Annotated in this window: 29 protein-coding genes; 28 read left to right on the top strand and 1 reads right to left on the bottom strand. The window is 28.9% G+C overall.

Going from position 1 to position 25,221, the window contains the following annotated elements; all coding sequences use genetic code 11:
• The 26 genes from AACQ14_RS14105 to AACQ14_RS14225 all read left to right on the top strand — a co-directional run.
• Positions 1–304: GNAT family N-acetyltransferase (locus tag AACQ14_RS14105; protein ID WP_339364221.1), on the top strand; the 304-nt coding region annotated here is incomplete at its 5' end.
• A gap of 251 nt (positions 305–555) precedes the next feature.
• Positions 556–1,080: a hypothetical protein gene (locus AACQ14_RS14110; RefSeq protein WP_339364222.1), complete on the top strand. Its 525-nt coding sequence runs from the start codon at positions 556–558 to the stop codon at positions 1,078–1,080.
• A gap of 72 nt (positions 1,081–1,152) precedes the next feature.
• On the top strand, positions 1,153–1,734 hold the full coding sequence (locus tag AACQ14_RS14115) for a GrpB family protein (protein WP_339364223.1): 582 nt from the start codon (positions 1,153–1,155) through the stop codon (positions 1,732–1,734).
• 170 nt (positions 1,735–1,904) lie between these two features.
• On the top strand, positions 1,905–2,897 hold the full coding sequence (locus tag AACQ14_RS14120) for a S66 family peptidase (protein ID WP_339364224.1): 993 nt from the start codon (positions 1,905–1,907) through the stop codon (positions 2,895–2,897).
• Positions 2,898–2,916: 19 nt separating this feature from the next.
• Positions 2,917–3,423, top strand: coding sequence for a VOC family protein (locus AACQ14_RS14125; protein WP_339364225.1), 507 nt, complete (start codon positions 2,917–2,919; stop codon positions 3,421–3,423).
• A 226-nt stretch (positions 3,424–3,649) separates the two neighbouring features.
• Entirely contained in the window at positions 3,650–3,814 is a 165-nt protein-coding gene (locus AACQ14_RS14130) for a hypothetical protein (RefSeq protein WP_339364226.1), read from the top strand.
• 145 nt (positions 3,815–3,959) lie between these two features.
• Entirely contained in the window at positions 3,960–4,958 is a 999-nt protein-coding gene (locus AACQ14_RS14135; RefSeq protein ID WP_339364228.1) for a hypothetical protein, read from the top strand.
• Between the two features lie 93 nt (positions 4,959–5,051).
• Positions 5,052–5,360: a hypothetical protein gene (locus AACQ14_RS14140; RefSeq protein ID WP_339364229.1), complete on the top strand. Its 309-nt coding sequence runs from the start codon at positions 5,052–5,054 to the stop codon at positions 5,358–5,360.
• Between the two features lie 213 nt (positions 5,361–5,573).
• Complete coding sequence (locus AACQ14_RS14145; protein WP_339364230.1) at positions 5,574–6,137, top strand: uridine kinase family protein; 564 nt, start codon at positions 5,574–5,576, stop codon at positions 6,135–6,137.
• A 60-nt stretch (positions 6,138–6,197) separates the two neighbouring features.
• Complete coding sequence (locus tag AACQ14_RS14150) at positions 6,198–6,560, top strand: GNAT family N-acetyltransferase (RefSeq protein ID WP_339364231.1); 363 nt, start codon at positions 6,198–6,200, stop codon at positions 6,558–6,560.
• 59 nt (positions 6,561–6,619) lie between these two features.
• Positions 6,620–7,225 carry a hypothetical protein gene (locus AACQ14_RS14155; RefSeq protein WP_339364232.1) on the top strand — a complete coding sequence of 202 codons (606 nt, stop codon included), beginning with the start codon at positions 6,620–6,622 and terminating at the stop codon, positions 7,223–7,225.
• Between the two features lie 27 nt (positions 7,226–7,252).
• The gene (locus tag AACQ14_RS14160; protein WP_339364233.1) at positions 7,253–7,960 is read left to right on the top strand and encodes a polysaccharide deacetylase family protein; all 708 of its coding nucleotides are present in this window, start codon (positions 7,253–7,255) and stop codon (positions 7,958–7,960) included.
• A gap of 39 nt (positions 7,961–7,999) precedes the next feature.
• The gene (locus AACQ14_RS14165) at positions 8,000–8,161 is read left to right on the top strand and encodes a hypothetical protein (protein WP_339364234.1); all 162 of its coding nucleotides are present in this window, start codon (positions 8,000–8,002) and stop codon (positions 8,159–8,161) included.
• Positions 8,162–8,180: 19 nt separating this feature from the next.
• The gene (locus AACQ14_RS14170; protein WP_339364235.1) at positions 8,181–8,660 is read left to right on the top strand and encodes a hypothetical protein; all 480 of its coding nucleotides are present in this window, start codon (positions 8,181–8,183) and stop codon (positions 8,658–8,660) included.
• A 29-nt stretch (positions 8,661–8,689) separates the two neighbouring features.
• The gene (locus AACQ14_RS14175) at positions 8,690–9,529 is read left to right on the top strand and encodes a PhzF family phenazine biosynthesis protein (RefSeq protein ID WP_339364236.1); all 840 of its coding nucleotides are present in this window, start codon (positions 8,690–8,692) and stop codon (positions 9,527–9,529) included.
• 146 nt (positions 9,530–9,675) lie between these two features.
• On the top strand, positions 9,676–10,416 hold the full coding sequence (locus AACQ14_RS14180) for a phosphotransferase (protein WP_339364237.1): 741 nt from the start codon (positions 9,676–9,678) through the stop codon (positions 10,414–10,416).
• Positions 10,417–10,492: 76 nt separating this feature from the next.
• Positions 10,493–10,918, top strand: coding sequence for a class I SAM-dependent methyltransferase (locus tag AACQ14_RS14185; protein ID WP_339364238.1), 426 nt, complete (start codon positions 10,493–10,495; stop codon positions 10,916–10,918).
• Between the two features lie 529 nt (positions 10,919–11,447).
• Complete coding sequence (hydG, locus tag AACQ14_RS14190) at positions 11,448–12,938, top strand: [FeFe] hydrogenase H-cluster radical SAM maturase HydG (protein ID WP_339364239.1); 1,491 nt, start codon at positions 11,448–11,450, stop codon at positions 12,936–12,938.
• Positions 12,931–13,155: a hypothetical protein gene (locus AACQ14_RS14195; RefSeq protein ID WP_339364240.1), complete on the top strand. Its 225-nt coding sequence runs from the start codon at positions 12,931–12,933 to the stop codon at positions 13,153–13,155. The genes hydG and AACQ14_RS14195 overlap by 8 nt, the downstream gene beginning before the upstream one ends.
• A 1-nt stretch (position 13,156) precedes the next feature.
• Positions 13,157–13,417, top strand: coding sequence for a TM1266 family iron-only hydrogenase system putative regulator (locus AACQ14_RS14200; RefSeq protein ID WP_339364241.1), 261 nt, complete (start codon positions 13,157–13,159; stop codon positions 13,415–13,417).
• Between the two features lie 453 nt (positions 13,418–13,870).
• Positions 13,871–14,449, top strand: a complete 579-nt coding sequence (locus tag AACQ14_RS14205) for a glycerol-3-phosphate responsive antiterminator (RefSeq protein ID WP_339364242.1) — start codon at positions 13,871–13,873, stop codon at positions 14,447–14,449.
• Positions 14,450–14,567: 118 nt separating this feature from the next.
• A complete protein-coding gene (locus AACQ14_RS14210) occupies positions 14,568–15,428 on the top strand; it encodes a hypothetical protein (RefSeq protein ID WP_339364243.1) in 861 nt (286 codons plus the stop codon).
• A 36-nt stretch (positions 15,429–15,464) separates the two neighbouring features.
• Positions 15,465–16,985 carry a glycerol kinase GlpK gene (gene glpK, locus AACQ14_RS14215; RefSeq protein WP_339364244.1) on the top strand — a complete coding sequence of 507 codons (1,521 nt, stop codon included), beginning with the start codon at positions 15,465–15,467 and terminating at the stop codon, positions 16,983–16,985.
• Between the two features lie 278 nt (positions 16,986–17,263).
• On the top strand, positions 17,264–19,309 hold the full coding sequence (locus AACQ14_RS14220; protein WP_339364245.1) for a methyl-accepting chemotaxis protein: 2,046 nt from the start codon (positions 17,264–17,266) through the stop codon (positions 19,307–19,309).
• A 196-nt stretch (positions 19,310–19,505) separates the two neighbouring features.
• Positions 19,506–19,622: a hypothetical protein gene (locus tag AACQ14_RS24770; RefSeq protein WP_353514024.1), complete on the top strand. Its 117-nt coding sequence runs from the start codon at positions 19,506–19,508 to the stop codon at positions 19,620–19,622.
• Between the two features lie 149 nt (positions 19,623–19,771).
• Positions 19,772–20,881, top strand: coding sequence for a VanZ family protein (locus AACQ14_RS14225; protein ID WP_339364246.1), 1,110 nt, complete (start codon positions 19,772–19,774; stop codon positions 20,879–20,881).
• Positions 20,882–20,979: 98 nt separating this feature from the next.
• Here AACQ14_RS14225 and AACQ14_RS14230 read toward each other — a convergent pair whose 3' ends face one another.
• On the bottom strand, positions 20,980–22,968 hold the full coding sequence (locus AACQ14_RS14230; RefSeq protein WP_339364247.1) for an FAD-dependent oxidoreductase: 1,989 nt from the start codon (positions 22,966–22,968) through the stop codon (positions 20,980–20,982).
• Positions 22,969–23,194: 226 nt separating this feature from the next.
• Here AACQ14_RS14230 and AACQ14_RS14235 point away from each other — a divergent pair, with 226 nt between their 5' ends.
• Positions 23,195–23,782 (top strand): TetR/AcrR family transcriptional regulator, encoded by a 588-nt coding sequence (locus AACQ14_RS14235; RefSeq protein WP_339364248.1) that lies wholly within the window; start codon positions 23,195–23,197, stop codon positions 23,780–23,782.
• A gap of 196 nt (positions 23,783–23,978) precedes the next feature.
• On the top strand, positions 23,979–25,211 hold the full coding sequence (locus AACQ14_RS14240; RefSeq protein ID WP_339364249.1) for a hypothetical protein: 1,233 nt from the start codon (positions 23,979–23,981) through the stop codon (positions 25,209–25,211).
• Positions 25,212–25,221: the final 10 nt, after the last annotated feature.

The following is a 25,221-nucleotide window of genomic DNA, read 5'->3' on the forward strand; positions in this document are numbered from 1 at the left end:
TGCAATATTTGAATCCTATTTTACACCTTGTGTTGAAATAGGATGGAGATTAGATAATAAGTATTGGAATAAGGGATATGCAACTGAAGGTGCTAAAGCATGTTTAAAGTATGGATTCAATATTATAGGATTGAATGATATATATTCTTTTACATCACAATTAAACGAGCCATCTATTAATGTAATGAAAAAAATAGGTTTAATAGAACAAGGTACATTTAATCATCCAAAAGTAGAGAAGGATAATCATTTGAGGACACATGTTTTATATAAGATTGATAAAGCTAGATATGATAAATCATAATTTTATGAATAAGAAAAAACATATGTCAGAAAAGAAGAGATTATTTTGGAAAAGATATTTGGACAAGAATATTTGATCTATAAATTAAAGGTATATCGTTGTATTCCATGGTTTCCCGAATAGAATTTTGTTTATCTTAAGAAGAATGGAAGAATAATGTAGGTGTGAAAAAAAGTTGAAAGTATAAAAAATAAAATATGATATAATGGTACTTAGTAGTTTAATAGAATTCTTAATAGGGAGGATAATTTATGGGATTCAATAAGTTGTTTTGGGGTTTTATTTTTTTATTTGATTTTAGAATAGGTGGAATAGATATCCTGCCAGATGTTATAGGATACATTCTATTTTATCAGGGATTATCAATATTAGAAGAAAAGAATGAGTGTTTTGGTAAAGCAAAAAAATTCGCATTTCCTATGATATTCTTAGCGATTTTTGATATTTATCAACCACAAATTAATGAAATAGGTGGTAATCCATTAGGTGTAGTAGGAATTTTAGTGGGTATAACTTCTTTGATTCTTGGCATAATGATGGTTTACAATATCTGTAATGGAATAGCAAACGAGGCTAGACTTACCAATAATCATCAATTAGAATCACAAGCTAATAATAGATGGCATTTATACTTAATAAATAACATTATTATCATTGTAGGTATCATGATACCAATGCTAATTGGAGTGTTTTTCATTGTAGTAATAATATTCTCTTTAGTGACATATGTACTGATGTTAGGGTTAATGAAAACAGCATCACATACATTGGAGTAAATTAAATACCATTTTTGTGATTATTTAGAGGTCTTTATCTATTTAAAATGTACTTAAAAAGGGGAAATATATATGAGTAAAGAATTATCAGATATGACTTTGGAAGAATTATGGAAGCTATTTCCAATAATATTAAAAGAACATAATACCGATTACCTAAATTGGTACAATGATGAAAAACAACAACTGTTAGAAATTATTGATAAGGGAGATATTAAGCGAATTAATCATATTGGAAGTAGTAGCGTCAAAGGATTAATTTCTAAACCAATAGTAGATATTTTGTTAGAAATAAATAATGAAATAAATATAGATCAATTAATAAGTAAGTTAATAAATAATGGATGGACTATAATGTCATCTGAAAAAAGTCCTATTTTAAATATGTCATTTAATAAAGGATATACAATAAAAGGCTTTGCAGAAAAAGTATTTCATTTACATGTCCGATATTATGATAACTGGAATGAACTATATTTTAGAGATTATCTCAGAGAACATGAAGAAGTTGCTGATGAATATGGTCGGTTAAAATTAAGTTTGCTAGACAAGTATAAGAATAATAGAGATGGTTATACTAATGCGAAAACTGATTTCATCTTAAAATATACAGAAAAGGCAAAAGAAGAGTTTGGTGACAAGTATAAACCGTAATATATATCAATTTAAGAAATTTGGATTTGTATTTTTATCATATACATGAGGTGGGGGTTACTTTATAGTTATGAATTAGATTAGTTAAGAAACTAATCGGGAAAGTAAGGTGAGGAAGAGATATTAAGAGATGAGTAAGAAAATTAGATACAAGTTCAAGGAGGCAAATGATGATTAACCGAATTAAAGAAGGAGATGCTATTGGCATTTTTTCACCCTCTAAACCAATTACAAGTACTTGTAATAAGAGATACTCTAGAGCAAAAAGTTTTTTAGAAAGTAAGGGCTTTAGAATTATTGAAGGTAAATTAACAGGGAAAAATGATTTTTATAGGTCAGGTAGTATAATAGAAAGAGCAGAAGAGTTGAATGAATTAATAAGAAATCCAGAAGTACGATGCATTATGTCTACTATTGGGGGAATGAATTCAAATTCAATAATACCATATATTGATTACGATGCATTTAGAAAAGACCCCAAAATTATAATTGGATATTCGGACGTCACAGCTATCTTATTTGCAATATACGCTATAACTGGAATTACAACTTTTTATGGTCCTGCATTAGTAGCTTCTTTTGGAGAGTTAGAACCATATAACGAATTAACATATAATTATTTTACTGAGGTATTAGTACATAAAAATAGTAATCATCATAAATATAAGATGCCAGAAGTATGGACAGAAGAATTTATTGATTGGGAATCACAAGAAAAATCTAAGAATATGATTAAGAACAAATGGATAACAAGAAAAAAAGGAGAAGCAGAGGGTAGATTAATTGTTGGTAACTTAAATACAATGACTGGAATATGGGGAAGTCAATACATGCCTAAAATTCTTGAAGGAGATATATTATTTATTGAAGATTCATTAAAAGATGCAGCTACAGTAGAACGATTATTTTCATTGTTAAAGGTTAATGATGTTTTTGAACGTATCAGTGGTCTGATTCTGGGTAAGCATGAAAAATTTAATGATAGAAATACAGGAAGAAAGCCATATGAAATACTTGAAGAAGTATTAGGAGAAAATAATATTCCTTTCTTAGCAGAGGTTGATTGTTGTCACACACATCCAATGTTTACTATGCCCATTGGCAAGAAAATTAAGTTGAATGCAACTGAAAAAACAATAGAATTAATAGAAGAGATATTTTAAGCTAGTAAACGTAAATAATTTGACAAGGAGAATCAATAAAATGAAATTTTTAAATACATTAATAGTTGTTTCAAATATGCAAAAGTCAAAACAATTTTACTATGAAGTACTTGGTTTAGAAGTGGTTGTGGATATGGGTACTAATGTTACTTTAACAGGTGGTATAGCATTACAAACGAAAGATACTTGGGCAAAATTTATTCGCAAACGGGATAGAGAAATTGTTTTTGGTGGAAATGTAGCTGAGTTATATTTTGAAGAAGATGATTTTGATTGTTTTATTCAAAGGTTGAATGACATTGAAAATATGAATTATGTACATAATGTGATAGAACATTCTTGGGGACAACGTGTTATTCGTTTCTATGATCCTGACCAACATATTATCGAAGTTGGGGAAAATATGACGATGGTGGTAAAACGATTCATAGATAGTGGTTTATCAATTGAAGATACTGCTATTAGGATGGATGTGCCAGTTGAATATGTTAAATCTTGCTTAGAGTCTCTTAAAGATAGAAATTAGCAGGAGGATTTATGAGTATATTTAATTTTATTAAGCATAAAGAACAAAATATAATTATGATTATGATTTTTATGATTCTAAATTCCAGTCATACATAGAAGATATAAGGAAAAAAATAATTGAAAAGTTTATAGTATCTTATTGATTTTGTATTAGATTTATATTACGATTATTTAAATGATAATAAATGGTGTGTATTACCATTAATTTATTAAGGAGGATAAAAATGAAGAAAAGAGAAATTTTTATGTTATCTGTGTTAACATTTTTTATGGGTATGGTATTAGGATTCATAATTTCACCAGCGAAAAACGGTTTTGGAAATAATACTTGGAATACAATAAATAATAATTATGATAAAAAGCATATAGAAGCTGAGGAATCTGAGTGATTTCATAGCTAAATAATGATTTAATTAACTTTCTGGTTTTAAAAAGCTCATTATTCATGTAATAGAGTAAAATTACTTCTATATCATTTAAGAATATTAAGGTATTTTCTAAACATATAATATTGTAATTAATATGTATTGTGAGATGGAGTGTATTAATAAGACATATATTGTAACAATTATAAAGGTATTTATTACAGGTGTAGTTATTTTAGCTATATTAGGTATTGTTACTATTTTTATTAATATCAATAAAAATAATGGAATCAAGGAAGCAACTACATATGAATTTCCTTTACAAAGAGATGTAATTGAGCAAGTAATTGAGGAAAAACAATTAACTTGGTGGATAGAAGATGAACAATCTTTTATAGAAGATCAGTCTATTTTCTCGTGTAGAAATAATGAGGATGTCTTTTGTAGCCTGAATACTTATTGCGGAGATAAAGGTAGATTTATTATATTACAATTCCATTTCCCACAAGATTATACTTCTGAGCAAATACAGCAGTTTAACCAAAAGGAATGGTTGAATATATTAGAAGTCGCATGTAAGTTTTACTGTAACAGTATAGATACGAATAAAGTCTATAAAGAGTTTTTATCGTATTTAGAGAGAAGAGACAGTGTAAAACATGAGTATGGATACTTTGCAAAACGTATAGACGATACTCATTTTAGAGTAAATTTATCTTCATTTAGAAATGATAGTAGCCATTATCAATTAAGTGCTTTAAGAATTATGAACAATAAGGCATATGAAAATATTGTAGCTTCAAGGGTAGATGGGTGGAAAAGTTACTCAGTAAGCAAAGGGATAAAAATAATAGATGATATTAACGTTTTGGATATTAGAGAAATTAAACCAGAAGAACAATTAGTGAGATTAATTGTCAAAGGTCATTTAAAGGATATAAAAAGATTAAAAAAAATACCTAAAAATCTCCAAGAAGCACTAACATATCACCCTCATAAGGATGATTATTTTACTGCTAAGTTAACAGATGATACAGGTAGTATTGATGTGTTTTTAATTAAAACATCACTTAACTCAAGTGAATTGGGACAAAATAGAAATCACTATATAGATTATTATCCAAAGGATAAATTAATTATTATTAATTTTAGTACGTTAAATAAATAAAATGCTATTTGACAATATAAGGTGCAAGTGAAGATAACTAACTTAAGATTTATAATAATAGTATATAAGTTGCAATATATAGAGGATGATACTATGTTAAATAAACATAAAATAAATATAAAGAAAGTTATATTGGTATTAATAATTATCCTAATACCTGTTTTTACATATAGTATTGATTCAAAATTAGTATTGCAAGATAAGAAACCAATCTTTGTTGTAAAAACAGGAATGTATAAAGATGGAGGAACAACAGAATATTGGGGATTAGGATATCAAGTTATAAAGTGGAACATGCTAACTATAGATGGTTATAAATTTGGCTATGAAATATTTCATGTACCAAATTTTAGAGATGTAAATGATGGACCTGTCAAAAAACTCAAGCTCATAAAAGATTAGTATTTAATTTATTTATAACAACAAGTATCAAAGGTGAAGGAAATTTTTAATGATAATATAAAATAGGATAAATTTGTACAAGTAGTATATGTAATAGTAAATCTAAATATATTAAAAAGCAGAACTTAAGACAAAAAAAAGATTATGTTGATTGCATAAGATTTTGATATAGTAATGATATAAACCATAGCTTTATAACATTGGAGGTGTATTATGAGTAAGAAAAAACAACTTGTTGTTGGAATAGCGGGGGGATCAGGAAGTGGAAAATCTACGATATGTTCTTATTTTGAAAATGCTCTAGATGATTTAAATGTTAAGAGTATTCATATGGATGATTATTATAAAACAAATAAACCAGATGTAATCTCTCCTTTCACAGGTGTTGTCTATGCAGATTTTAACCATCCTGATTCATTTGATTTTGATAGATTACTTAATCAATATAGTATTATTGCAGAACAAGATGTGGATGTAATAATTATAGAAGGGCTAATGACACTTTATGAAGAAAGAATAAGAGAAATTCTTGACTTGAAAATTTATATAGATTGTCAAGCGGATGAACGGATTATAAGAAGGATTAGTCGAAATTCATCGTGGGGAGAAAGTTTTGAAGAAATAACTTCAGTGTATTTAGATGCAGTAAGATATAGACATAATGAATTTGTTGAGCCATCCCGTTGGTACGCGGATTTTATTTTAAATGGTTCTAATACATCACAAATTGGAAAAGATATAATAATTAAATGGATAAGAGATCAAATAAATAATTGAAATAATTATAATTATTATATGAAGAAGTATTATATATAGTATTATAAAAAGATTTAAGGATTGAATAATTTATTCAAAAAACAAGATGCAGAGTATATTTATGACAATTACGAGTATAAAAAGTATACTTCTAGAGAATATATAACTGAAAGAATTCAAAAAGATAGTTCTTTAGGGATAATTGAAGATGATAGGTTAGTTGGATGGATTATGATTCATGATGATGGTGCAATAGGAATGTTAAATGTACTCCTAGCTTATAGAAAGAAAGGATATGGATACGAACTAACGTTGGCTATTAAAGAAGTAAGACAACTACGTAAAAAACCTTTTTTGCATATAGAAGAAGATAATATAAAATCAACAAAGTTAGCTTTGAAGCTGGATTTGGAAAAGATAGAAGAGTTCATTGGTTTAAATTAAGATAATTATTTATATAAATAACATATTCAAACATTGTTATTTGAGGGAGAAGGAGTATAATGATTAATAAATTTAAAATGATTTGTATCTTAGGAATTATAGCTTTAGTTATAATGGGATGTTCAAAAATAGCTGGAATAGAAAAAGGTACTGTTAAGGTAACCAGTAGTGATCTATTTGAAGGTGAGTCCAAGAAATTGAAACCACATATGGGACTAATTTCTGGTTGTGTCAAAGTAAAATATAAAGGTGATAAAAAATTCATTAGCTGTAAATATGAGATATGGGAAAATGGAGAAATATCGGAAACAAGTGGTTTGTTTTCAAAAAGCATAGATGGAGAATTTGATGGTGAAGTTAGTATATCTCTAAAAGAATTGATTAATAATGAATTAGAGATATCAGAAGACATGATAATGACAACAGCTATAGGGAATGAATCAGGATATAATAGTAATAGAAGATATATAAAAAGATTTGATAAAGAATATGGTTATTCACCATATGACTTAACTGAAGAAATCATTGAAACAGATGAAGCTGAAATAGATGTTTGGGGGTTAATGGCAGAGGATGATAATATATATAGCCCAAAATCCAGTATCCAAGCAACAGCAAAAGAAATGGATTGGGCAATAGTATTAAAAATATATTTTGAAGACTAAGGATGGGGTAGCTGGGAGGATAACATAATGAAGAGACTTAAAATTATAATTGGAATATTATTATTGCTTATTATTGTATTATATGTAATTCTACAAGTTAGTAAATCTAGAACATTCCAGTTTTTTGGTGGTATAGTTAGAAATATTAATACAGAAGAAAAATTAGTAGCATTGACTTTTGACGATGGTCCTACACATAATACAGATAAAATTATTGATATCTTAGATGAACTAGATGTAAAAGCAACTTTCTTTGTTACAGGTAAAGAATTAGAAGAAAATCTAGAACAAGGGAAAAAACTTGTGAATGCAGGACATGAATTAGGTAATCATTCTTATTCACATAGTAGAATGATTTTTAAATCTCCATCTTTTATTAAAGATGAAATTGAAGAAACGAATAAGCTAATACGACAAGCAGGATATAAGGGAGAAATACATTTTAGACCTCCTTATTTTAAGAAGCTAATATTTCTACCTTACTATTTACATAAAAATGATATTAATACAATTTTATGTGATGTAGAGCCAGAGACTATTCTTGGTTTTTCAGCTAGTTCAGAGGAAATAAGTAAATATGTGATAGAAAATTCAAAAGAAGGTTCTATAATATTATTACATATAATGTATGACAGTAGAACAGAAATTCTTGAATCTTTAGATGAGATAGTAAATGGTTTAAGGAAAAAGGGATACGATTTTGCAACTATATCACAATTGTTAGATAAAAAGTAGTTCCAAAAAATTATCCTAGATACAAACTTGAATAATACAATGGCACAACACGTATATGAAAAAATAGGTTTTAAACGAATAAAAGTTAATTATAATTCGTGGAAAAATCAACTTGGTGAAATTCAATCTTCTGTAGATTATGAATTGTTGAAAGCTGATTATCTAAATGATATAAAATATAAAATTGATGAAGATAGATAATTTAGAGGAGATAAACAATATGAAAAATATTTGTAATATTATTATGATAATATTTGTGTCTATTTGTATTTGTGGTTGTAAAAGCACTAAGAATAGAGATGTTTATAGGGATATTAATAATATTAATATAGAGATAGTAAGTACATCAGAACTTGAAAGTGGTATATATTATACATTAGATGTAATTAATGATAGTAAAGAATTAATAAAATATGTTGAAATTATGTTAGGTTATACAATAACAAAGGAAGCTAAAGAAGATGGAATAGTTGGTCCAATAATGTTTCAAGGAAAAACAGTAGACAACCCTATCGATTTGAAACCAGGAGAAAAAAAGACATTCACAGTACATGTTCCGACACCATTATTAAAACAAGATAAAATTAATATGGATAACATACAAATTTTTTTACAAGGGTATTTTTCAGAAATTAAAATTGAGAATAGATTCCAAAAAAGTGGAGATATAGATCTTATTAATGAAGATGATAAACAGTGAAAAAACTATAAGATTGGAGAGTTGAATATATGAAATTAAAAACATACCGATTAAGTTCATTTTCACAAACAGTAGATGGTGGAAATCCTGCAGGTGTAGTTCTAAATGCAGATAGTTTAGATGAAAAATCAATGTTAGAAATATCTTCTAAGATAGGATACTCTGAAACTGCATTTGTTTCACAATCAAAAGTAGCTGATTACAAAGTAAGGTTTTTTACACCAGTAAAAGAAGTAGACCTATGTGGTCATGCAACGATTGCAACATTTAATCTACTGAGGGATTTGCATATTTTACCTTGCGGAGAATATATTCAAGAAACAAAAGCAGGAATTCTTAAGATAATTGTTAATGATAACGATGTATTTATGGAACAGAATAAACCAGTATTTTTTGATATAATAAGCTTAGAAGAAATTAATAAATGCTTTGAATCATCCTTAACAAATATAGATAATCAACCAATTCAGATTGTCTCTACAGGTATGAGAGATATTATGTTACCAGTAAAGAACTTAGGAATTCTTAATGAATTACTGCCTAAGTTCAATGAGATTATTATGTTGAGTAATAAGTATGACGTATCTGGAATCCATGTTTTTACTCAAGAAGGAATAACAGATGCCAATGCAGTTTGCAGAAATTTTGCACCTAGAGATGGAATAAATGAAGAATCTGCAACTGGAACTTCAAATGGAGCTTTAGCTTGCTATTTAAATAGATACAGCAATGATACTAATTCAAGATACTTGTTTAAACAAGGATACAGTATGAATAAACCCTCTGAAATAAAAGTAGAATTAGGATATAATAATGAAAATATTGATAAAGTCTATGTTGGTGGTAATGCTGTAAGGATAGAGGGATAATTAAAATAATGAGAGGATGACTTAGATGATATTTTTAGGAGGAAGATTTTTATAAGTATTAAAAAGTAGCTTTAATCTGCCTAATAAAAAATTGAGAGGAAGGAAACTCAATTACTTCTAAAAGAGGTTAATTGGATTAATGAACCATGAATAAAGAAATTAAAATTGGAGCTGGAACTCAAGCAACTGTTTACCTTAACGATAATCATGCTATAAAGGTATTTAAAAAAGACTATAATAAAGCATATGCATTTTATGAAGCAATGATTAATTCATTAATAGAGGATGTAGGTTTGCCTATTGCAAAGGTGCACGAAGTCTTAGAAATTAATGATAATATTGCAATGAAAATGGATTTTATTGAGGGAGTTACTCTACACGAATGTTATTTATCTAATATTTATAATACAAGTAAATATGTTGATATACTGGTAGATATGCAGATAGAGATACATATCAAGAATATTCAGCTTCCTTATAATTTAAATAATAGACTTAGACAAAAAATATCAAGTAATAAGATGATTAATAAAACAAGCAAGAATAAATTATTATATATATTAGACAAGCTTCCAGACGGAAAATGTCTTTGCCACGGAGATTTTTATGGTTACAATGTAATAAAACAACAAGACAAATATTACATTATTGATTGGATTGATGCAACAAATGGTTGTGATAATGCTGATGTATGTCGTACCTATATGCTGTATCTGTTCCATTCACAAGAAATCGCAGAATTATATTTAGAAACATATTGTAATAGAACCAAAAAGGATAAAAAAGATGTTTTAGATTGGTTACCTATAATATTAGCGGCAAGACTGAGTGAAAACATTCAAAAAGAAGAAAAAGAAAAAATATTATCAGTAATTCAGGATTTATAGTAATTTAATTTTGTCAGATTATTTATTAACTATTAAGTGTATAAGTATTTAAAGCATAGAATTAAGGAGTATAATAATGAACCCATGGTTAAAAGTACCCTACGAAGATTATGAGAGGCATATGAGTGATGAGGATGTATGTCAATTACAGACACTAAATTTAATTTTCAAAACTCATGTAAAAAATCTTAAACCAAAATCGGTATTAGTATTAGGATGTACAGGAGGTAATGGTTTTGAGCATATTAATGATGAAATAACCGAAATAGTAGTGGGAGTAGATATTAATAAAGATTATCTAGATAGATGTAGAAAATTGTATAGCAATAAAAATTATATATTAGATTTAAGATGCATGGATATTAGTACTGAAGATATTTTAATACAAAATATTGATTTTATATCATGTGCACTTTTATTAGAGTATGTGGATAATCAAGCATTATTGAGCAAGATAAAAAAAGTAATGGATAAAAGCAGCAAACTGAATATTGTAATATAAAGAAATAATAAACATGAATTTGTTAGTGACACAGGAATAAAATCATTAAACGTTCTAAATGTATTATGTAATGAAGTTGAAGAAGATAAATTAGAAAATTTACTTGTACAATCTGAATATGAGATAGAGAGTAAAGAAATTCATAAGCTGCCAAATGGGAAAGAATTTTTATCATATACTTGTAAATGTAGTAAATATTGATATTATCAAAGGAATTAGTAGTAATAATTAAGGTTTATACCATGTGTATTGACAAAAAATAAACAAAGTGATATCATTAATTTAGAATAAATTTCAGTTTTTCTGAGAAATGTCTTAGTTAAACTGAAGGTAAAATCAAAGACCTTACAGAAAAGAGATATCTTATTTGATAGGAATTTGTGCAGAATTGTTATTTAACAGTTCTTTTGAGCTGTTTTTTATTTGCATGACTTCCTTTGTGGAAGTTTTTTTGTTATTTATGAATCTTTTATGTGGTAATAGCCACTCTTTGTTCTGGAGATCTTTTAAATTATAGGAGGTTATACAAATGGATACAAAAAGTTGGATAGACCAAGTTATAAAACAAGATCAAATTGATAAGTACTTAATTAATGGTAAAGATTTTATTAACGAAAATGAAATACATAACAAACTGAACACTAACAAAGACTGTAGCAAGGAAAAAGTCAGAGCTATACTTGATAAATCTTTGGCAGTTGAGAGATTGAGTTTTGATGAAACTGCTACATTACTTAACGTTACTGATGAAGATATGTGGGAAGAAATGTATGAAGTTGCAGCAGAAGTCAAAAGAAGAGTATATGATAATAGGATTGTATTTTTCGCACCACTTTATTGTGGTAATCTATGTGTTAACAGTTGTAGATACTGTGGATTCAGGAAAGAGAATGCAGGAGAAGAAAGAAAAGTATTAACTGCTGAAGAAATAAGAAGAGAAACTGATTATATTCTCAGCCAAGGACACAAAAGAGTCATCGTTGTTTATGGTGAACATCCAAAGACAGATGCTAAATATATAGCCGAAAGTATGAAAACAGTATATGATGTTAAAAAGAAATCAAGAAGTGGAAAGAATTCATATATAAGAAGAATAAATATTAATGCAGCACCTATGAGCATAGAAGATTTGAAGATGTTAAAGGAAGTAGGCATAGGTACATACCAAGTATTCCAAGAGACATATCACAAAGATACATATAAATCAGTTCATCCAAAAGGATTAAAAGCCAACTATAGATGGAGATTATACTCTCTTCATAGAGCAATGGATGCAGGTATTGATGATGTAGCTATAGGAGCTCTTTTTGGACTTTACGATTGGCGTTTTGAAGTTATGGGATTGTTATATCATACTGATGATCTTGAAAAACAATTTGGTATTGGTCCTCATACAATTTCATTCCCAAGACTTACACCAGCTTCGGGTTCACAACTTAGTATAGCTTCCAAATATCTAGTCAACAATAAAAATTTCAAAAAACTAGTTACAGTTTTAAGACTTGCAGTACCTTACACTGGATTAATAATAACTGCACGTGAAAACCCAGAGGTAAGAGATGAAGTTGTGAAAGTTGGATGTACACAATTAGATGCTTCAACAAAAATAGGTATAGGTGCTTATGATAAAGCTGCTCATAATGAAAAAGAAGACAAACAGCAATTTACTATTGGAGACAGCCGAACACTTGATCAAGTAGTTAATAAACTAGCTGAGATGGGTAAGATTACATCCTTCTGTACTGCCGGTTATAGATGTGGTAGAACAGGAGATAAGATAATGAATCTGTTGGAAAAAGGAACAGAAGGTAAGTTCTGTAAACTAAATGCTGTACTTACATTTAGGGAATACTTAGATGATTATGCTACAGAAGAAACTAAGAAAATAGGGGAAGAACTTATTAAGAAGGAATTTGAAGAAATCAATAACATGGAATTCTATAAAAATAATAAATTATTGAGTGTAATAAATGATTATTATAAAAGAATATCCGAAGGAGAAAGAGATCTATATGTGTAGAGAGGAACTTGAGAATATTGTAAAGGAGATTCATAATGAATTCCATGTTGAATTAGCTGTTTGTGAAGTCTTCAAAAGAAGATGGTCATACATTACAGGAACCAAAAATTATGTAAGTGGAAGATATAGAATAAATATAGACGAAAAATATGGTATAATAGTTAATTGTGAAGAACAAGATGTAGAAAAAATAAAGATGCATATTAAGAAAGGATAAGATGTCATTGAAAAGAGTTGCTGTAATAAGTGCTATATTAGAAAGACCAGAAGATACACAAAACACCTTTAACGCTATAGTCTCTTCTTATAAAGATATGGTAAAAGGAAGAATGGGATTACCTCTTATTGAAGAAGGAATTTCAGTGATAAGTATTACAGTAGTTGGAGAAATTAATGATATTAATAGTTTGAATGGTAAACTAGGTAAATTACCGAATACTCAAGTTAAAACTTCAATATCTAAAAAAGAGATTGAGTAGTTTATTATTAATTTAATTATAGTTATTAGATATTACATTATAAAAAAGAAGTTGTTTGTAAAAATGACTTCTTTTTTATAATGTAGAACAATGAAAAACTAAAAAAAATATAGTTTTTTCATATAACTGCATTGCATTATAAATAACATTTTTAGTTATATATACTTTTATTAATAGAATATAAAATTATAAGAATTAATATAAATTATTTGTAGATAAATACAATAGTTAACTAAATATAATTATTGTTTATCTATAAAAATAATATAATATTCAGCAAAAATATTGACATAAAGCCTATACTGATGTAAAATAAGACATAGAAAACATAATACTCGGTTGGAGATAATGGAGAACCACACAAGTAAACCTATCTATAGGTTAGCTTAGTGTGGTTTTTTTATGCCCAAAATATTATGATTAAGTACTTTTAAGTACATAGGAGATGTTGTAATGAATAATAAACAAGTTAAGAGTTTCCATAGTCAAACAGAAATGAACCCTATTATTGCAGCAGTTAACCATTTGGATAAACTTGATTTGGCTATTAAGTCACCTTGCAAAGTTATTTTTTTACTTACAGGAAGTATTTTTAACTTAAAAGAAATAGTACAGAAAGTAAAGGACAACGATATGGATATCTATATTCATTTTGACTTATTGCAAGGGTTTGCTAAGGATTCAATTGCACTTGAATACATTAGCAAACAGATTAAGCCTGATGGAATTATTACAACAAAAAGTAATCTTATTAAAAAAGCTAAAAATTTAAATTTGTGGGCAATCCAAAGACTTTTCATTTTTGATTCCAAATCATTGGAAACAGGAATCAACTCTGTAAACTTAACAAAGCCAGATACCATAGAAATTTTACCTGGAGCCATACCTAAGATTATTAACGAGATATACGACCGAACTAAGATACCATTGATAGCTGGAGGTTTAATAAGAAATAAAGAAGATGTAATTGAATGTCTTAAGGCTGGTGCCGAAGGGATTTCTGCAAGTACAGAAGAAATTTGGTATATGTAAGTTTTAAGGCGGACATTTACATAGAAAAACAAAACTAGGCAGGAGGGCAGAAGATGGGTTGAGTTTTAGGTAACATAGGAAAGGTAATTAAAAACATTTATTGAAAGGAGAGAGTTTTTTGAGTCTAGAATTAATTTTAATTGCGTTTGGTGGGGGAGTTTTAGGTGCACTGATTGGAGCATTACCAGCATTTATTTTTACAGGTTTTGTAGGACTTATTGGAATTGGGGTAGTATGTGCTGGAGGTCCTCCAACAATTTTGAATGATATTACTTTTGGGGCTTTTTTGGGACCACATATTGCTTTTGCTGGTGGTGTAGCAGCAGCAGCTTTTGCAGCGAATAAAAAGAAATTATTGGACAGTGGAATGAATACCACAGTTCCATTAAATAAATTTCAAGATATAAGTGTATTAATTGTTGGAGGTTTATTTGGTATATTAGGACAGTTATTGAATTACCTTTACTCTACAGTATGGACTCTTCCAACTGATACTGTTGCAATGACTGTAGTTACATCGGGCATAATTGCTAGATTAGTTTTTGGTAAAACAGGGTTGTTAGGTGTTAGAAATCCAGTTACAGCAGAAATGGCAGCAACTTCAGAGACAAAGAGAAGTATTTTGCCAACATCAAAAACAATAGCATATGATATCATCATGGCATTAGGATTGGGTATAGTAGTTTCTTATATTGCTATTATTACTGAAATAGCACCAATAGGTTTCTGTGTAAGTGCAGCTTCTTTAATATTTGTACAAATGGGATTTTCTGTTCCAACAACACATCATGTTACTTCAATTGCCGGATTGGCAGGCTTTATGTCAGGTAGTATTTATATTGGAGCACTTTTTGCAGTACTGGCGGCAATAATTTTCGAAATTGTAGCATTGAACTTCAACACCAATGCTGATTCACACATTGATCCTCCAGCTGCTTCAATATTTATTTGTGCTTTTATCATTATGGGGATATTTTAACTAAATAACTTTATTAAAAAATGGGAGGTAAACATTATGGATAAAAAATATATCATGGCATTAGATCAAGGAACAACTAGCTCTAGAGCAATAATATTCAATCATGAAGGTAAGATAGTAAATACAAGTCAAAAAGAATTCACTCAGGTATATCCAAAACCAGGCTGGGTTGAACATGATGCTATGGAGATTTGGGCAACCCAAAGTGGAGTAGCTAGAGAAGTTTTAGAATTATCGGGAATAAGACCAGATGAAGTAGCTGCGATAGGTATAACTAATCAAAGAGAAACAACTGTTGTATGGGATAAAAATACTGGAAAACCAATATACAATGCTATAGTATGGCAATGCAGAAGAACTGCAGATATATGTGATGGATTGAAAGCAAAAGGATTAGAAGACTACATAAAAGAAAGTACTGGTTTAATATTAGATGCTTATTTCTCAGGTACAAAAGTTAAGTGGATTCTTGATAATGTTGAAGGTGCCAGAGAAAAAGCTGAAAATGGAGAACTGTTATTCGGTAATATCGATACATGGTTAATATGGAACCTTACTAGAGGTAAAGTACATGTAACTGATTATTCTAATGCATCAAGGACAATGTTATATAACATTAAAGAATTAAGATGGGATGAAACAATACTTGACGAATTAGGTATACCAGCTTCTATGTTGCCAGAAGTAAAACAGTCTAGTGAGGTTTATGGTCATACTGATCCTAAGACTTTTGGTGGAGCCCAAATACCTATTGCTGGTATAGCAGGAGACCAACAGGCAGCATTATTCGGTCAAGCTTGTTTTCTACCAGGTATGGCGAAAAATACATATGGTACAGGATGTTTCATGTTAATGAATACAGGACAGGAAATGGTTAATTCTGATAGTGGTTTATTAACTACTATAGCATGGGGAGTAGATGGTAAAGTAGAATATGCTCTTGAAGGAAGTATATTTGTTGCTGGAGCTTCTGTACAATGGCTTAGAGATGAATTGAAATTAGTAGAAAATGCCAAGGATACTGAGTATTTTGCTACTCAAGTAGAAGATACTAATGGAGTGTATGTAGTTCCTGCTTTTGTTGGACTTGGTGCTCCATATTGGGATATGTATGCTAGAGGAACTATTGTAGGTCTTACACGTGGAGCCAATAAAAATCATATTATAAGAGCTACATTAGAATCAATCGCTTATCAATCAAGGGATGTACTTGAAGTAATGCAGGAGGATTCAGGTATAGAACTTCAAGCTCTAAAAGTTGATGGTGGAGCAGTAGCCAATAATTTCTTGATGCAGTTTCAATCAGACGTATTAGGAGTTGCAGTAGATAGACCAGTAGTTACTGAAACTACAGCTCTTGGTGCAGCCTTCTTAGCTGGTTTAGCAGTTGGATTCTGGAATAGTAAAGAAGAGATTGCTGATATGTGGGCTATAGATAAGCATTTTGAACCTGTAATGGAAAATGATTATAAAGAAAAGAAATATGCAGGATGGAAAAAAGCAGTTAAAAGATCATACCTATGGGAAGATCCAGAAGGAGAAAAATTAGGAAGCTGATATATACTTAATTGGCAGTAAAGTGTTGTTGTTTAGATATAGTTTAGTACAAAAATAAGCTAATATAATATGTTAGCTTATTTTTGTACATCAAATTGTTTATAATATACCAATGAAATTTACCTGAATTTAACATGGATTTTATATGGTTTCAATGTAAAACAGTTATAATCACAAAAAACAAATAGATAACTTTATCATATTAAGTTATAAATTAAGTGCATAGATTAAGCAAAGTATTTAAATGATTATAAAATATTGTTTTATAAGGAGCTAGTATGAAACTAAAGATAAAGATTACCCAGTTGAAAAAAATGAAGATGAGCAACCAAATATTATTTATTATGATAATAGTAGCTTTAATACCTTTATTAATTTTAAGTATATCTATAAATAGCAAAATAAAAAAGCAATCAACCATAGAACTAGAGAAAAGGCTTGATCAAGATATAATATATATTGAAGAATCATTAAAGAGTACTATCATGAATTCAGTAGAAACAATTAAATTGATAAAATCCCAATCCCAAATTGAAAAAATATTTGAAGATATAAACTCAGGTCAATTACAGAAATATTCAACTGAATATAATAACATCATAAAAGTATTTGAAAACATTGTAACAGATTCTGAAAGATTATATGAAAGAGTTCTTATAGCTGACCAATACGGGAATATGATAAACGATATATCAAGAGAGGAAGGCAGCTTTAATCTGTTATCAATAGCTGGTAAAGATTATTATAATGGGTTAAAAGAAAATGATAAAGAGTATTATATTGGAAGAACAATAATTTCAACAGCAACTAAAAGACAAATTACACCAATATCAATGAAGATTAGTAAAGATGATAATATACTAGGTGCTATAGTTATATTTTTTGATACAGAAGAATTGACTGGGTTGCTGCAAAAAATTAATAATGGACAAGGAACAGCATTATTATTAGATGAAAGGGGAAATTATCTCTATAATTTTAATTCTAGCCTTACACTCAGTAAATGGGAGGATTATAAAGAATTAGAATATGATAAGATTATTACTTATAGACAAGATGATACATATTATTATGGAAAGAGTAAGATAATCCAAGATTTAAACTGGACAATAATACCTCTTATTAATGAAGAAGAAGCTTATGGAATGATTAATCGTATTAATAATAATCTTATATGGATAACCCTTATATTACTAATATGCATTATAATTATCTCTACTGTATATGCTAAGCTAATAACTAAACCTATCAGTTATCTTGCTTACCAAATGAGTGATGTAATGAATGGAAATCTAGAGCAAAAAGTTATATATGATACTAATAAAGAAATAACCATATTAAATGATAATTTTACAAAAATGATAATTTACTTAAAAGAAATAATTCAGAGTATAACTATGGCTTCTAAAACTTTATATAACTCATCCATAGCTATGATAAAAGACACAGACCAAGCTTATAATTATACAAAAAATACTAATGAATCTTTAAGTACCATAGGAGAAGATGCACTGAAGCAACAAGAAAGCATTCAACATGGCTTGGAAGTATTAAAAAGTTTGGTAAATGAAATCAATAGAATAACAAGTTCAACAAAAGAAATGAGAAAAACATTTGAGATATCCAAAAACATAACATCACAGGGGAATGAATCAATATGTACTCTTAGAGCTAAATCTAGAAGTAGCCTAAAAATCTCAAAAGAACTGCAACAAGAAATGAACATATTGATTGATTCAGTAACAGAAATACAAAATATTAGTAATGTAATTACTGATATATCTAAGCAAACAGATTTATTAGCTCTCAATGCAACAATTGAAGCTGCTAGAGCAGGAGAATATGGTAAAAGTTTCGGGATAGTAGCTAATGAAGTGAAGCGGTTATCAGAAATTATTAATAATGAAACAAAGAATATAAATAATATAATTAATGAATTAAAAATGAAATCTGAAGTTCTAAGGAAATATATTATAAATAATGAACAAATCATTGAAAGCCAAAACGAGGCTGTTAAAAATACAGAGAATTCTCTTAATGATATAATTGACTACAACGAATCAATGATAGTGAAAACAAAAGATATAATAGACTCAATGCATGAAGTAAGTACCAATAATGAATATATACATGGGTTTACAGTGAATATTTCAAATAACCTTAAGGAAACAGTTGATAGAACATCTTCTGTTATAGCAGCAGCTCAAAATCAATTCGCAGTCATAGAGGAATTAAAAGATGCATCTATAACTCTACAAAAACAATCAGATAGTCTAGTAGAAGCGGTAAAAGATTTTTCTGAAACTGATAAGCCTAATGTTTAATTAATATAATAGAATTGCTTAAGATATTAATATATGGTATATAAAGGATATTTAAGAATGGAGCCTTAGATGGATAAACTATTACAAGTTTTTATATCTTCAATGATTCTCATTGTAGAACAAAAAGGAGCAATCTTAAAATTTCTAACCATTACCAACTACAGGTATCTGGACAGGAAGTGCCGTTGCAGCTTTCTTGAATCTGGATTTTAAGAAATCTATGGTTTGTGTAATTCTAGGAGCAACGATTTCTGCCATATTGATAAAAATAATATCTTTGACTTTTCCCTCATTATGGAGTATTAAAATTTAATTAATTTCATTGAAAACAATAGATATCTATGTTATATTATCCTTGCTTACATAGTTTATTTCTTGTGTAAAAATGTCGATAGAATAATTATAATATTATCAGCAGAAAATAAACATGATTTTATACATTATAAGAGAGGAATTATAAATATGGAAGCTCATTTATATCCTATTCGTATTGCGCTTATTACTTTTCCCATAATAGCTTTTTTAGGGACAATCCCTTTTTTGTTATACCAATATATAAAATATCATTATGTTAATAAAATCAGAGTATTGATTACATATTCTTTATGTCTTTATTGCTTGACTGCTTATTACATGGTTATATTACCGCTGCCAAAATCTAGTGATGTTTTAAGTTTATATCCTGCAGGTAGGCAAATTTATCAACTGGTACCCTTTCAGTTTATACAAGATATACTTAAGGATACACAAGTTATATATAACAAACCTGCAACTTATATACAATTATTTAAAGAACAAGCATTTCTCCAAGCAGCTTTTAATGTTTTGCTATTAGCTCCTCTGGGAATATATCTAAGATACTATTTTAGAAAGAGCTGGAAGAAGACTGTAATTATTGGATTTATGGTATCATTATTTTTCGAGCTTACCCAGTTAACCGGATTGTATGGATTTTATAATGCACCATATAGGTTATTTGATGTAGATGATCTCATATTAAATACTACAGGATGTCTCTTAGGTTATGTTATAGCTCCATTATTTACATTTTTTCTACCTAGTTCCAATAAATTAGATAAAGACGTGGATTTTGATAAAATGCAGGTTGGACTTATAAGAAGGGGATTAGCTTTCATTATTGATTGGAGTATTATAAGTATAATAAGTAATACACAAAGTTTGATTGAATATTTCTTTATAGTATTCATTTATTTTATGGTAGGTGTATATATAACTAATGGACGAACAATAGGTAAATTATTAACATCAGTTAGAGTTCAGGGAAAAAACACGAAAATATCATTTAAAGAAGTACTCTTAAGATATGGCATTATTTATTATGGATTCGTCGGTGTAAATTTAGTAGTACTTTATATTAGTCAAGGATTAGTGACGTTTCAAATTCTAATTTTAGGTGTGGTTTTTGTTATTGATGTTGTTGTAGCAATTAGTTTTTTAGTATCTCTTATCAAGAGAGAAAGACAATTTTTCTATGAGAAAATTAGTGGTACTAAAAATGTCATTAGTTATAAAAAAGATAAAGTTATTAATGAAACTAAGAATACACTTTAGAACAAATCTTCAAGTGGACAAAGCTGATTCATTCTAGAAGTGTATTCTATTAAGCAGCTAATGGTTAAGTATTGTGAGTAATTACATATAAGCTAAGATTATAATTCTTTAGCTAATTCATAAGAATTCCAAATGGCATACATAATATTATGTACCTTTTGGGAATCTCCTATATTATATACTGGAATATCTTTTTCCAATAATTCTTCATACAGGCTGTTCTTTTCTTTATATCCTATGGCAGATATTATTGTGTCAGCAGAAATGTTATGAGTACTATCTGCATTTTTGACTGTTACTGATGTATTATTAGCTGATACAACCATTGTATTGGTTTGAATCTTGACATTATTATAGTCCAATAGGTCTTCTAACATATAATGGTTCATATGAGGTAATCCATGAGGTCCACCGAGTATGTCATTTGCCATTTCAACAACTGTTACATTAGAACCTTTCCCAGCAAGCCATAAGCCTGTTTCACAACCAACTAAGCCCCCTCCAATAATAACGACTTCTTTACCCGCATCTGCTTTACCAACTAGGATATCATTCGCAGATACAATATCATTTGCACCATCGAAATTAGGTATTATTGGAGTTGAACCAGTGGCAACAATTATTTCATCTGGGTTATATGTATCTATATCAGAAAGTTTTATATCGCATTTCATCTTAATTGTAATATTTAATAATTCTAGCTGTTTTTCATACCATTTGACTAAAGCTCTATCATATCTTTTGAAATCAGGAACACCACCTGGAATAAGGTTACCTCCTAGATTATTGGTTCTTTCACATAATGTAACTTTATGACCTCGAGTTGCTAATACTCTAGCTGCTTCCATACCTGCAATTCCACCACCAATTATGAGGAAATGCTTCTTATTCAATGCAGGAGTAAGACCATATATTTTTTCACGACCACAAGCTGGATTGACAGCACAGCTGACAGGTGCATTGGATATTCTTCCAAGACATCCCTCATGACATCCAAGACATGGGCGTATTTCATCTAATTTACCTGCACGTACTTTTTTAGGATAATCTGGGTCAGTTAATAATTGTCTACCTAGACCAATGATATCACAACTATCATTTAGTGATTCAACTGCCATTTCAGGATTTTCCATTCTACCAGCTAAAATAATAGGTACGTTTACATTTTCTTTTAATATTTTTCCAAATTCTCGGTATGTACCTTCTTCAAAATACATTGGTGGGTGATTCCAGTACCATGAATCATAAGTTCCAGCGTCTACATTAAGAGCATCGTATCCAGCATCAACCAAAATCTTTGCTGCTTCAATACCTTCATCAATATCTCTTCCAACTTCATCATATTCTTCTCCAGGAAGACCACCTTGTCTAAGACCTTTCATACAACTTTTCAAGCTGTATCTTAATGAAACTGGAAAATCTGCTCCACATGCTTTTTTGATACCTTTTACAATATCAGTTGCTATACGTAATCTATTTTCTAAAGAACCACCGTATTCATCAGTTCTTTTATTAAAAAATGATATTGCGAATTGGTCTAATAAATACCCTTCGTGAACAGCATGAATCTCAATTCCATCAAAGCCAGATTTTTTGGAAATTACTGCTGCAGTAACAAACTTTTGAATTAGAGTTTGAATTTCCTCTTTTGTCATTTCTCTATGTACGATATTAGGATCAAAACGGTTCTCATTTTCAGAAGGTGCAATATATTTACTAACGAATCCTGGTAAAGCACTTCGTCCAAGACCACCTGTAAGCTGAATGAATACTTTAGTACCATAGGCATGAATACGCTCATTCATCTGATAAGCTGAATGGATAAATGCAAGAGGTGTCTGGGTAGGACTAGGAAGACCAGCTTTAGCCATTTTTTCAGTCTCCATATCTACATTACAGATACCAGTGATAATTAGACCAATACCTCCTTTTGCACGTTCAACATAGTAATCTTGAATTCTTTGGTTTAGAGCTCCGTTTGCGTCAGCGTAACCAACAGGACCCATTGGTGCCATTGACAATTTGTTTTTAATCTTTACTTTACCAATGTAGGTAGGAGTAAATAATTCTGGATAATAATTTGCCATATAAGACTCTCCTTTAACTAATTATGATTTAACATAATTGTTTCACCGAATTAATTATGTTAAAATTAGTATAGTATATCATTTCTAACTAGTCAAGGATTTTGTTTATTTTTTATCAATGTATCAAGTTGTTAAGTGTCATTTTTATTCTTAAACAAAAGTTGATTAATAGAACAATATAATATATATTATTATGTAAGTAAGTTAAAAGGAGATAAAATTGATTATGAAAAAGAAGACATCTAGAACTCTTCAAGCTGAAAGAACTAAGAGTCATATATTGGATGAAGCACTTAAGCTAATGAAATATAAAAATTTTGATGATATAAGTATTCAGGAGATTTGTGAAAATTCAGGAATATCTACTGGTGCTTTTTACCACCATTTTGGTAGTAAATCAGGTATTGTTGTTGCAGCATATACACGTACTGACGAATTCTTCCAAGATGAAGTAATTAAGAAAATTGACTCTTCAAATATAAAAAATGCAATAATAGGATATTTATGTGAACAAGGTCTCTATGCAAAAAATATGGGAGTGGATATAATTCGAAATATTTACAAAGCACAAATGGATAATGCCAGTGCTTTCTTCCTCTCGGCTGAACGTGGATTGCCAAAAGGATTGCATCAATTAGTGGAAAAAGGTTTAGATAATGGAGAATTATGTTCAGATAAAACAGCAGACCAGATAACAGAAGAATTGCTTATCATCTCAAGAGGAATATTATATAATTGGGCGATTAGCTTTGGTGAATATGATATTGCAAAAAAGACTTTCAGTATTATAGATGCATATTTACAGAGTATTTAATCTTATAAAATTAACTATAAAGGCTCAACTAATATCTTTTGGAGAAATATTAGTTGGGTTTGTTAATGTTTTTATAGATAATTAACAGTTTACAACTTAGAAACATTTTTTATATGGTTAAGAAAAATGATGGTCTTATAATTTTATTATGAGGTAATAAATAATAATCTCATTAAAATTAAAGGAGGAATTAATTATGAAGAAAGTAAAACAAAATTTTAAGAAAACCTTATGTATATTACTGACAACAGGAATGGCACTAAGTAGTCTAACTGCATGTAGTAATACTAAGGCAAAGGGACTTGAGGAAAGTGAAGTGGTTGTTCTTGACAATCAACAAGAAGAAATCAATGATGTTTTAGCAATCAAGCAAATTATTGAAGTGAAAGATTTTGCTGGCTTTAATTGGTTAGATGATAATCGTTTATTAGGAGTAGCTATTAAAGATGGTATTAGAAATATAGCTGTTTATAATGTTCAAGATAAGACAGTTGAAAACTTAACCAATAATAAGGATGCTAATATGGGTTTTGAATATTGGTATGAGCAAGTACATGATTGTTTGGGACAATATAATCCAAATGAAAATTACGTTTTATTTAAGGAACAGCCTATAGAACAAAGAGATACTTACTACTCAGACCCTTACGTATTAGTGTATTATGACAAAAAAGAAGGTAAAGTAATAAGAATAGATGAAGATGTAATGCGTTCTAAATATATTGAAGATGAGCAAATTTATTATTCAAAAGGATTTAAATTATATAGGTATGATATGGCAAGTAAACAAAAAACTGAAATACAATTATCTGAAGAACTTGTTAACAACTTAAAAAATTATTTTAATAGTCCTGAAGAATATTTAGAAGCTCATTTTGGAGAAGAGAAAGAAGAAGTCAGTGAATTCTGGAAGGGAATGCACAAACAATTTTATGAAAGAGAGAAGATAAATAATTATATTGATAGATTGACAGTTAATGGTGATGAACTAGAAATAGCTTCATATAATCTAAAACGTTATACAGTAAATCTTGAAACTTATACTTTTGAAGAAAGGGCTACAAAACATGATTCTCATAAAGATGTAATAGAAATTGACAATGTAGCTAAATTAATACAAAATAAGATACCTAGAGAATTATGGAAGACAGATGATAAAGGTAATCCAGTAAAGATGATTGATAAAACTCATGATTTTGTAGGTGGATTTTACTTATCACCTGATAAAAGCAAGTTGATATATGAAGCCATATATCCAATTGGAGAGGGGCGAAAATATATATATGATTTTAAAAGTGATAAAAAATTAACTTTGTTTGGTGATTATAAATCTTTATGTTGGAATAAAGAATCAAATAAAATAGTATGTACAGATGCGGTATATTTCTATAAAGAACTAAGTTGTAAAATAGTAATTTTGAATGATTAGTTAAGTAGGT

The sequence above is a fragment of the Vallitalea maricola genome, from assembly GCF_036985595.1.
Taxonomy (GTDB): Bacteria; Bacillota; Clostridia; order Lachnospirales; family Vallitaleaceae; genus Vallitalea; species Vallitalea maricola.

Bases quoted from the DNA above. Each gene is read 5' to 3' on its own strand.
- AACQ14_RS14165 (WP_339364234.1), top strand. From the start codon at position 8,000: ATGGCACAACACGTATATGAAAAAATAGGTTTTAAACGAATAAAAGTT.
- glpK (WP_339364244.1), top strand. From the start codon at position 15,465: ATGGATAAAAAATATATCATGGCATTAGATCAAGGAACAACTAGCTCT.
- AACQ14_RS14220 (WP_339364245.1), top strand. From the start codon at position 17,264: ATGAAACTAAAGATAAAGATTACCCAGTTGAAAAAAATGAAGATGAGC.
- hydG (WP_339364239.1), top strand. From the start codon at position 11,448: ATGGATACAAAAAGTTGGATAGACCAAGTTATAAAACAAGATCAAATT.
- AACQ14_RS14145 (WP_339364230.1), top strand. From the start codon at position 5,574: ATGAGTAAGAAAAAACAACTTGTTGTTGGAATAGCGGGGGGATCAGGA.
- AACQ14_RS14135 (WP_339364228.1), top strand. From the start codon at position 3,960: ATGGAGTGTATTAATAAGACATATATTGTAACAATTATAAAGGTATTT.
- AACQ14_RS14180 (WP_339364237.1), top strand. From the start codon at position 9,676: ATGAATAAAGAAATTAAAATTGGAGCTGGAACTCAAGCAACTGTTTAC.
- AACQ14_RS14185 (WP_339364238.1), top strand. From the start codon at position 10,493: ATGAACCCATGGTTAAAAGTACCCTACGAAGATTATGAGAGGCATATG.
- AACQ14_RS14240 (WP_339364249.1), top strand. From the start codon at position 23,979: ATGAAGAAAGTAAAACAAAATTTTAAGAAAACCTTATGTATATTACTG.
- AACQ14_RS14110 (WP_339364222.1), top strand. From the start codon at position 556: ATGGGATTCAATAAGTTGTTTTGGGGTTTTATTTTTTTATTTGATTTT.
- AACQ14_RS14120 (WP_339364224.1), top strand. From the start codon at position 1,905: ATGATTAACCGAATTAAAGAAGGAGATGCTATTGGCATTTTTTCACCC.
- AACQ14_RS14160 (WP_339364233.1), top strand. From the start codon at position 7,253: ATGAAGAGACTTAAAATTATAATTGGAATATTATTATTGCTTATTATT.
- AACQ14_RS14230 (WP_339364247.1), bottom strand. From the start codon at position 22,968: ATGGCAAATTATTATCCAGAATTATTTACTCCTACCTACATTGGTAAA.
- AACQ14_RS14205 (WP_339364242.1), top strand. From the start codon at position 13,871: ATGAATAATAAACAAGTTAAGAGTTTCCATAGTCAAACAGAAATGAAC.
- AACQ14_RS14175 (WP_339364236.1), top strand. From the start codon at position 8,690: ATGAAATTAAAAACATACCGATTAAGTTCATTTTCACAAACAGTAGAT.
- AACQ14_RS14130 (WP_339364226.1), top strand. From the start codon at position 3,650: ATGAAGAAAAGAGAAATTTTTATGTTATCTGTGTTAACATTTTTTATG.
- AACQ14_RS14235 (WP_339364248.1), top strand. From the start codon at position 23,195: ATGAAAAAGAAGACATCTAGAACTCTTCAAGCTGAAAGAACTAAGAGT.
- AACQ14_RS14225 (WP_339364246.1), top strand. From the start codon at position 19,772: ATGGAAGCTCATTTATATCCTATTCGTATTGCGCTTATTACTTTTCCC.
- AACQ14_RS14115 (WP_339364223.1), top strand. From the start codon at position 1,153: ATGAGTAAAGAATTATCAGATATGACTTTGGAAGAATTATGGAAGCTA.
- AACQ14_RS14195 (WP_339364240.1), top strand. From the start codon at position 12,931: ATGTGTAGAGAGGAACTTGAGAATATTGTAAAGGAGATTCATAATGAA.
- AACQ14_RS14170 (WP_339364235.1), top strand. From the start codon at position 8,181: ATGAAAAATATTTGTAATATTATTATGATAATATTTGTGTCTATTTGT.
- AACQ14_RS14155 (WP_339364232.1), top strand. From the start codon at position 6,620: ATGATTAATAAATTTAAAATGATTTGTATCTTAGGAATTATAGCTTTA.
- AACQ14_RS14200 (WP_339364241.1), top strand. From the start codon at position 13,157: ATGTCATTGAAAAGAGTTGCTGTAATAAGTGCTATATTAGAAAGACCA.
- AACQ14_RS14140 (WP_339364229.1), top strand. From the start codon at position 5,052: ATGTTAAATAAACATAAAATAAATATAAAGAAAGTTATATTGGTATTA.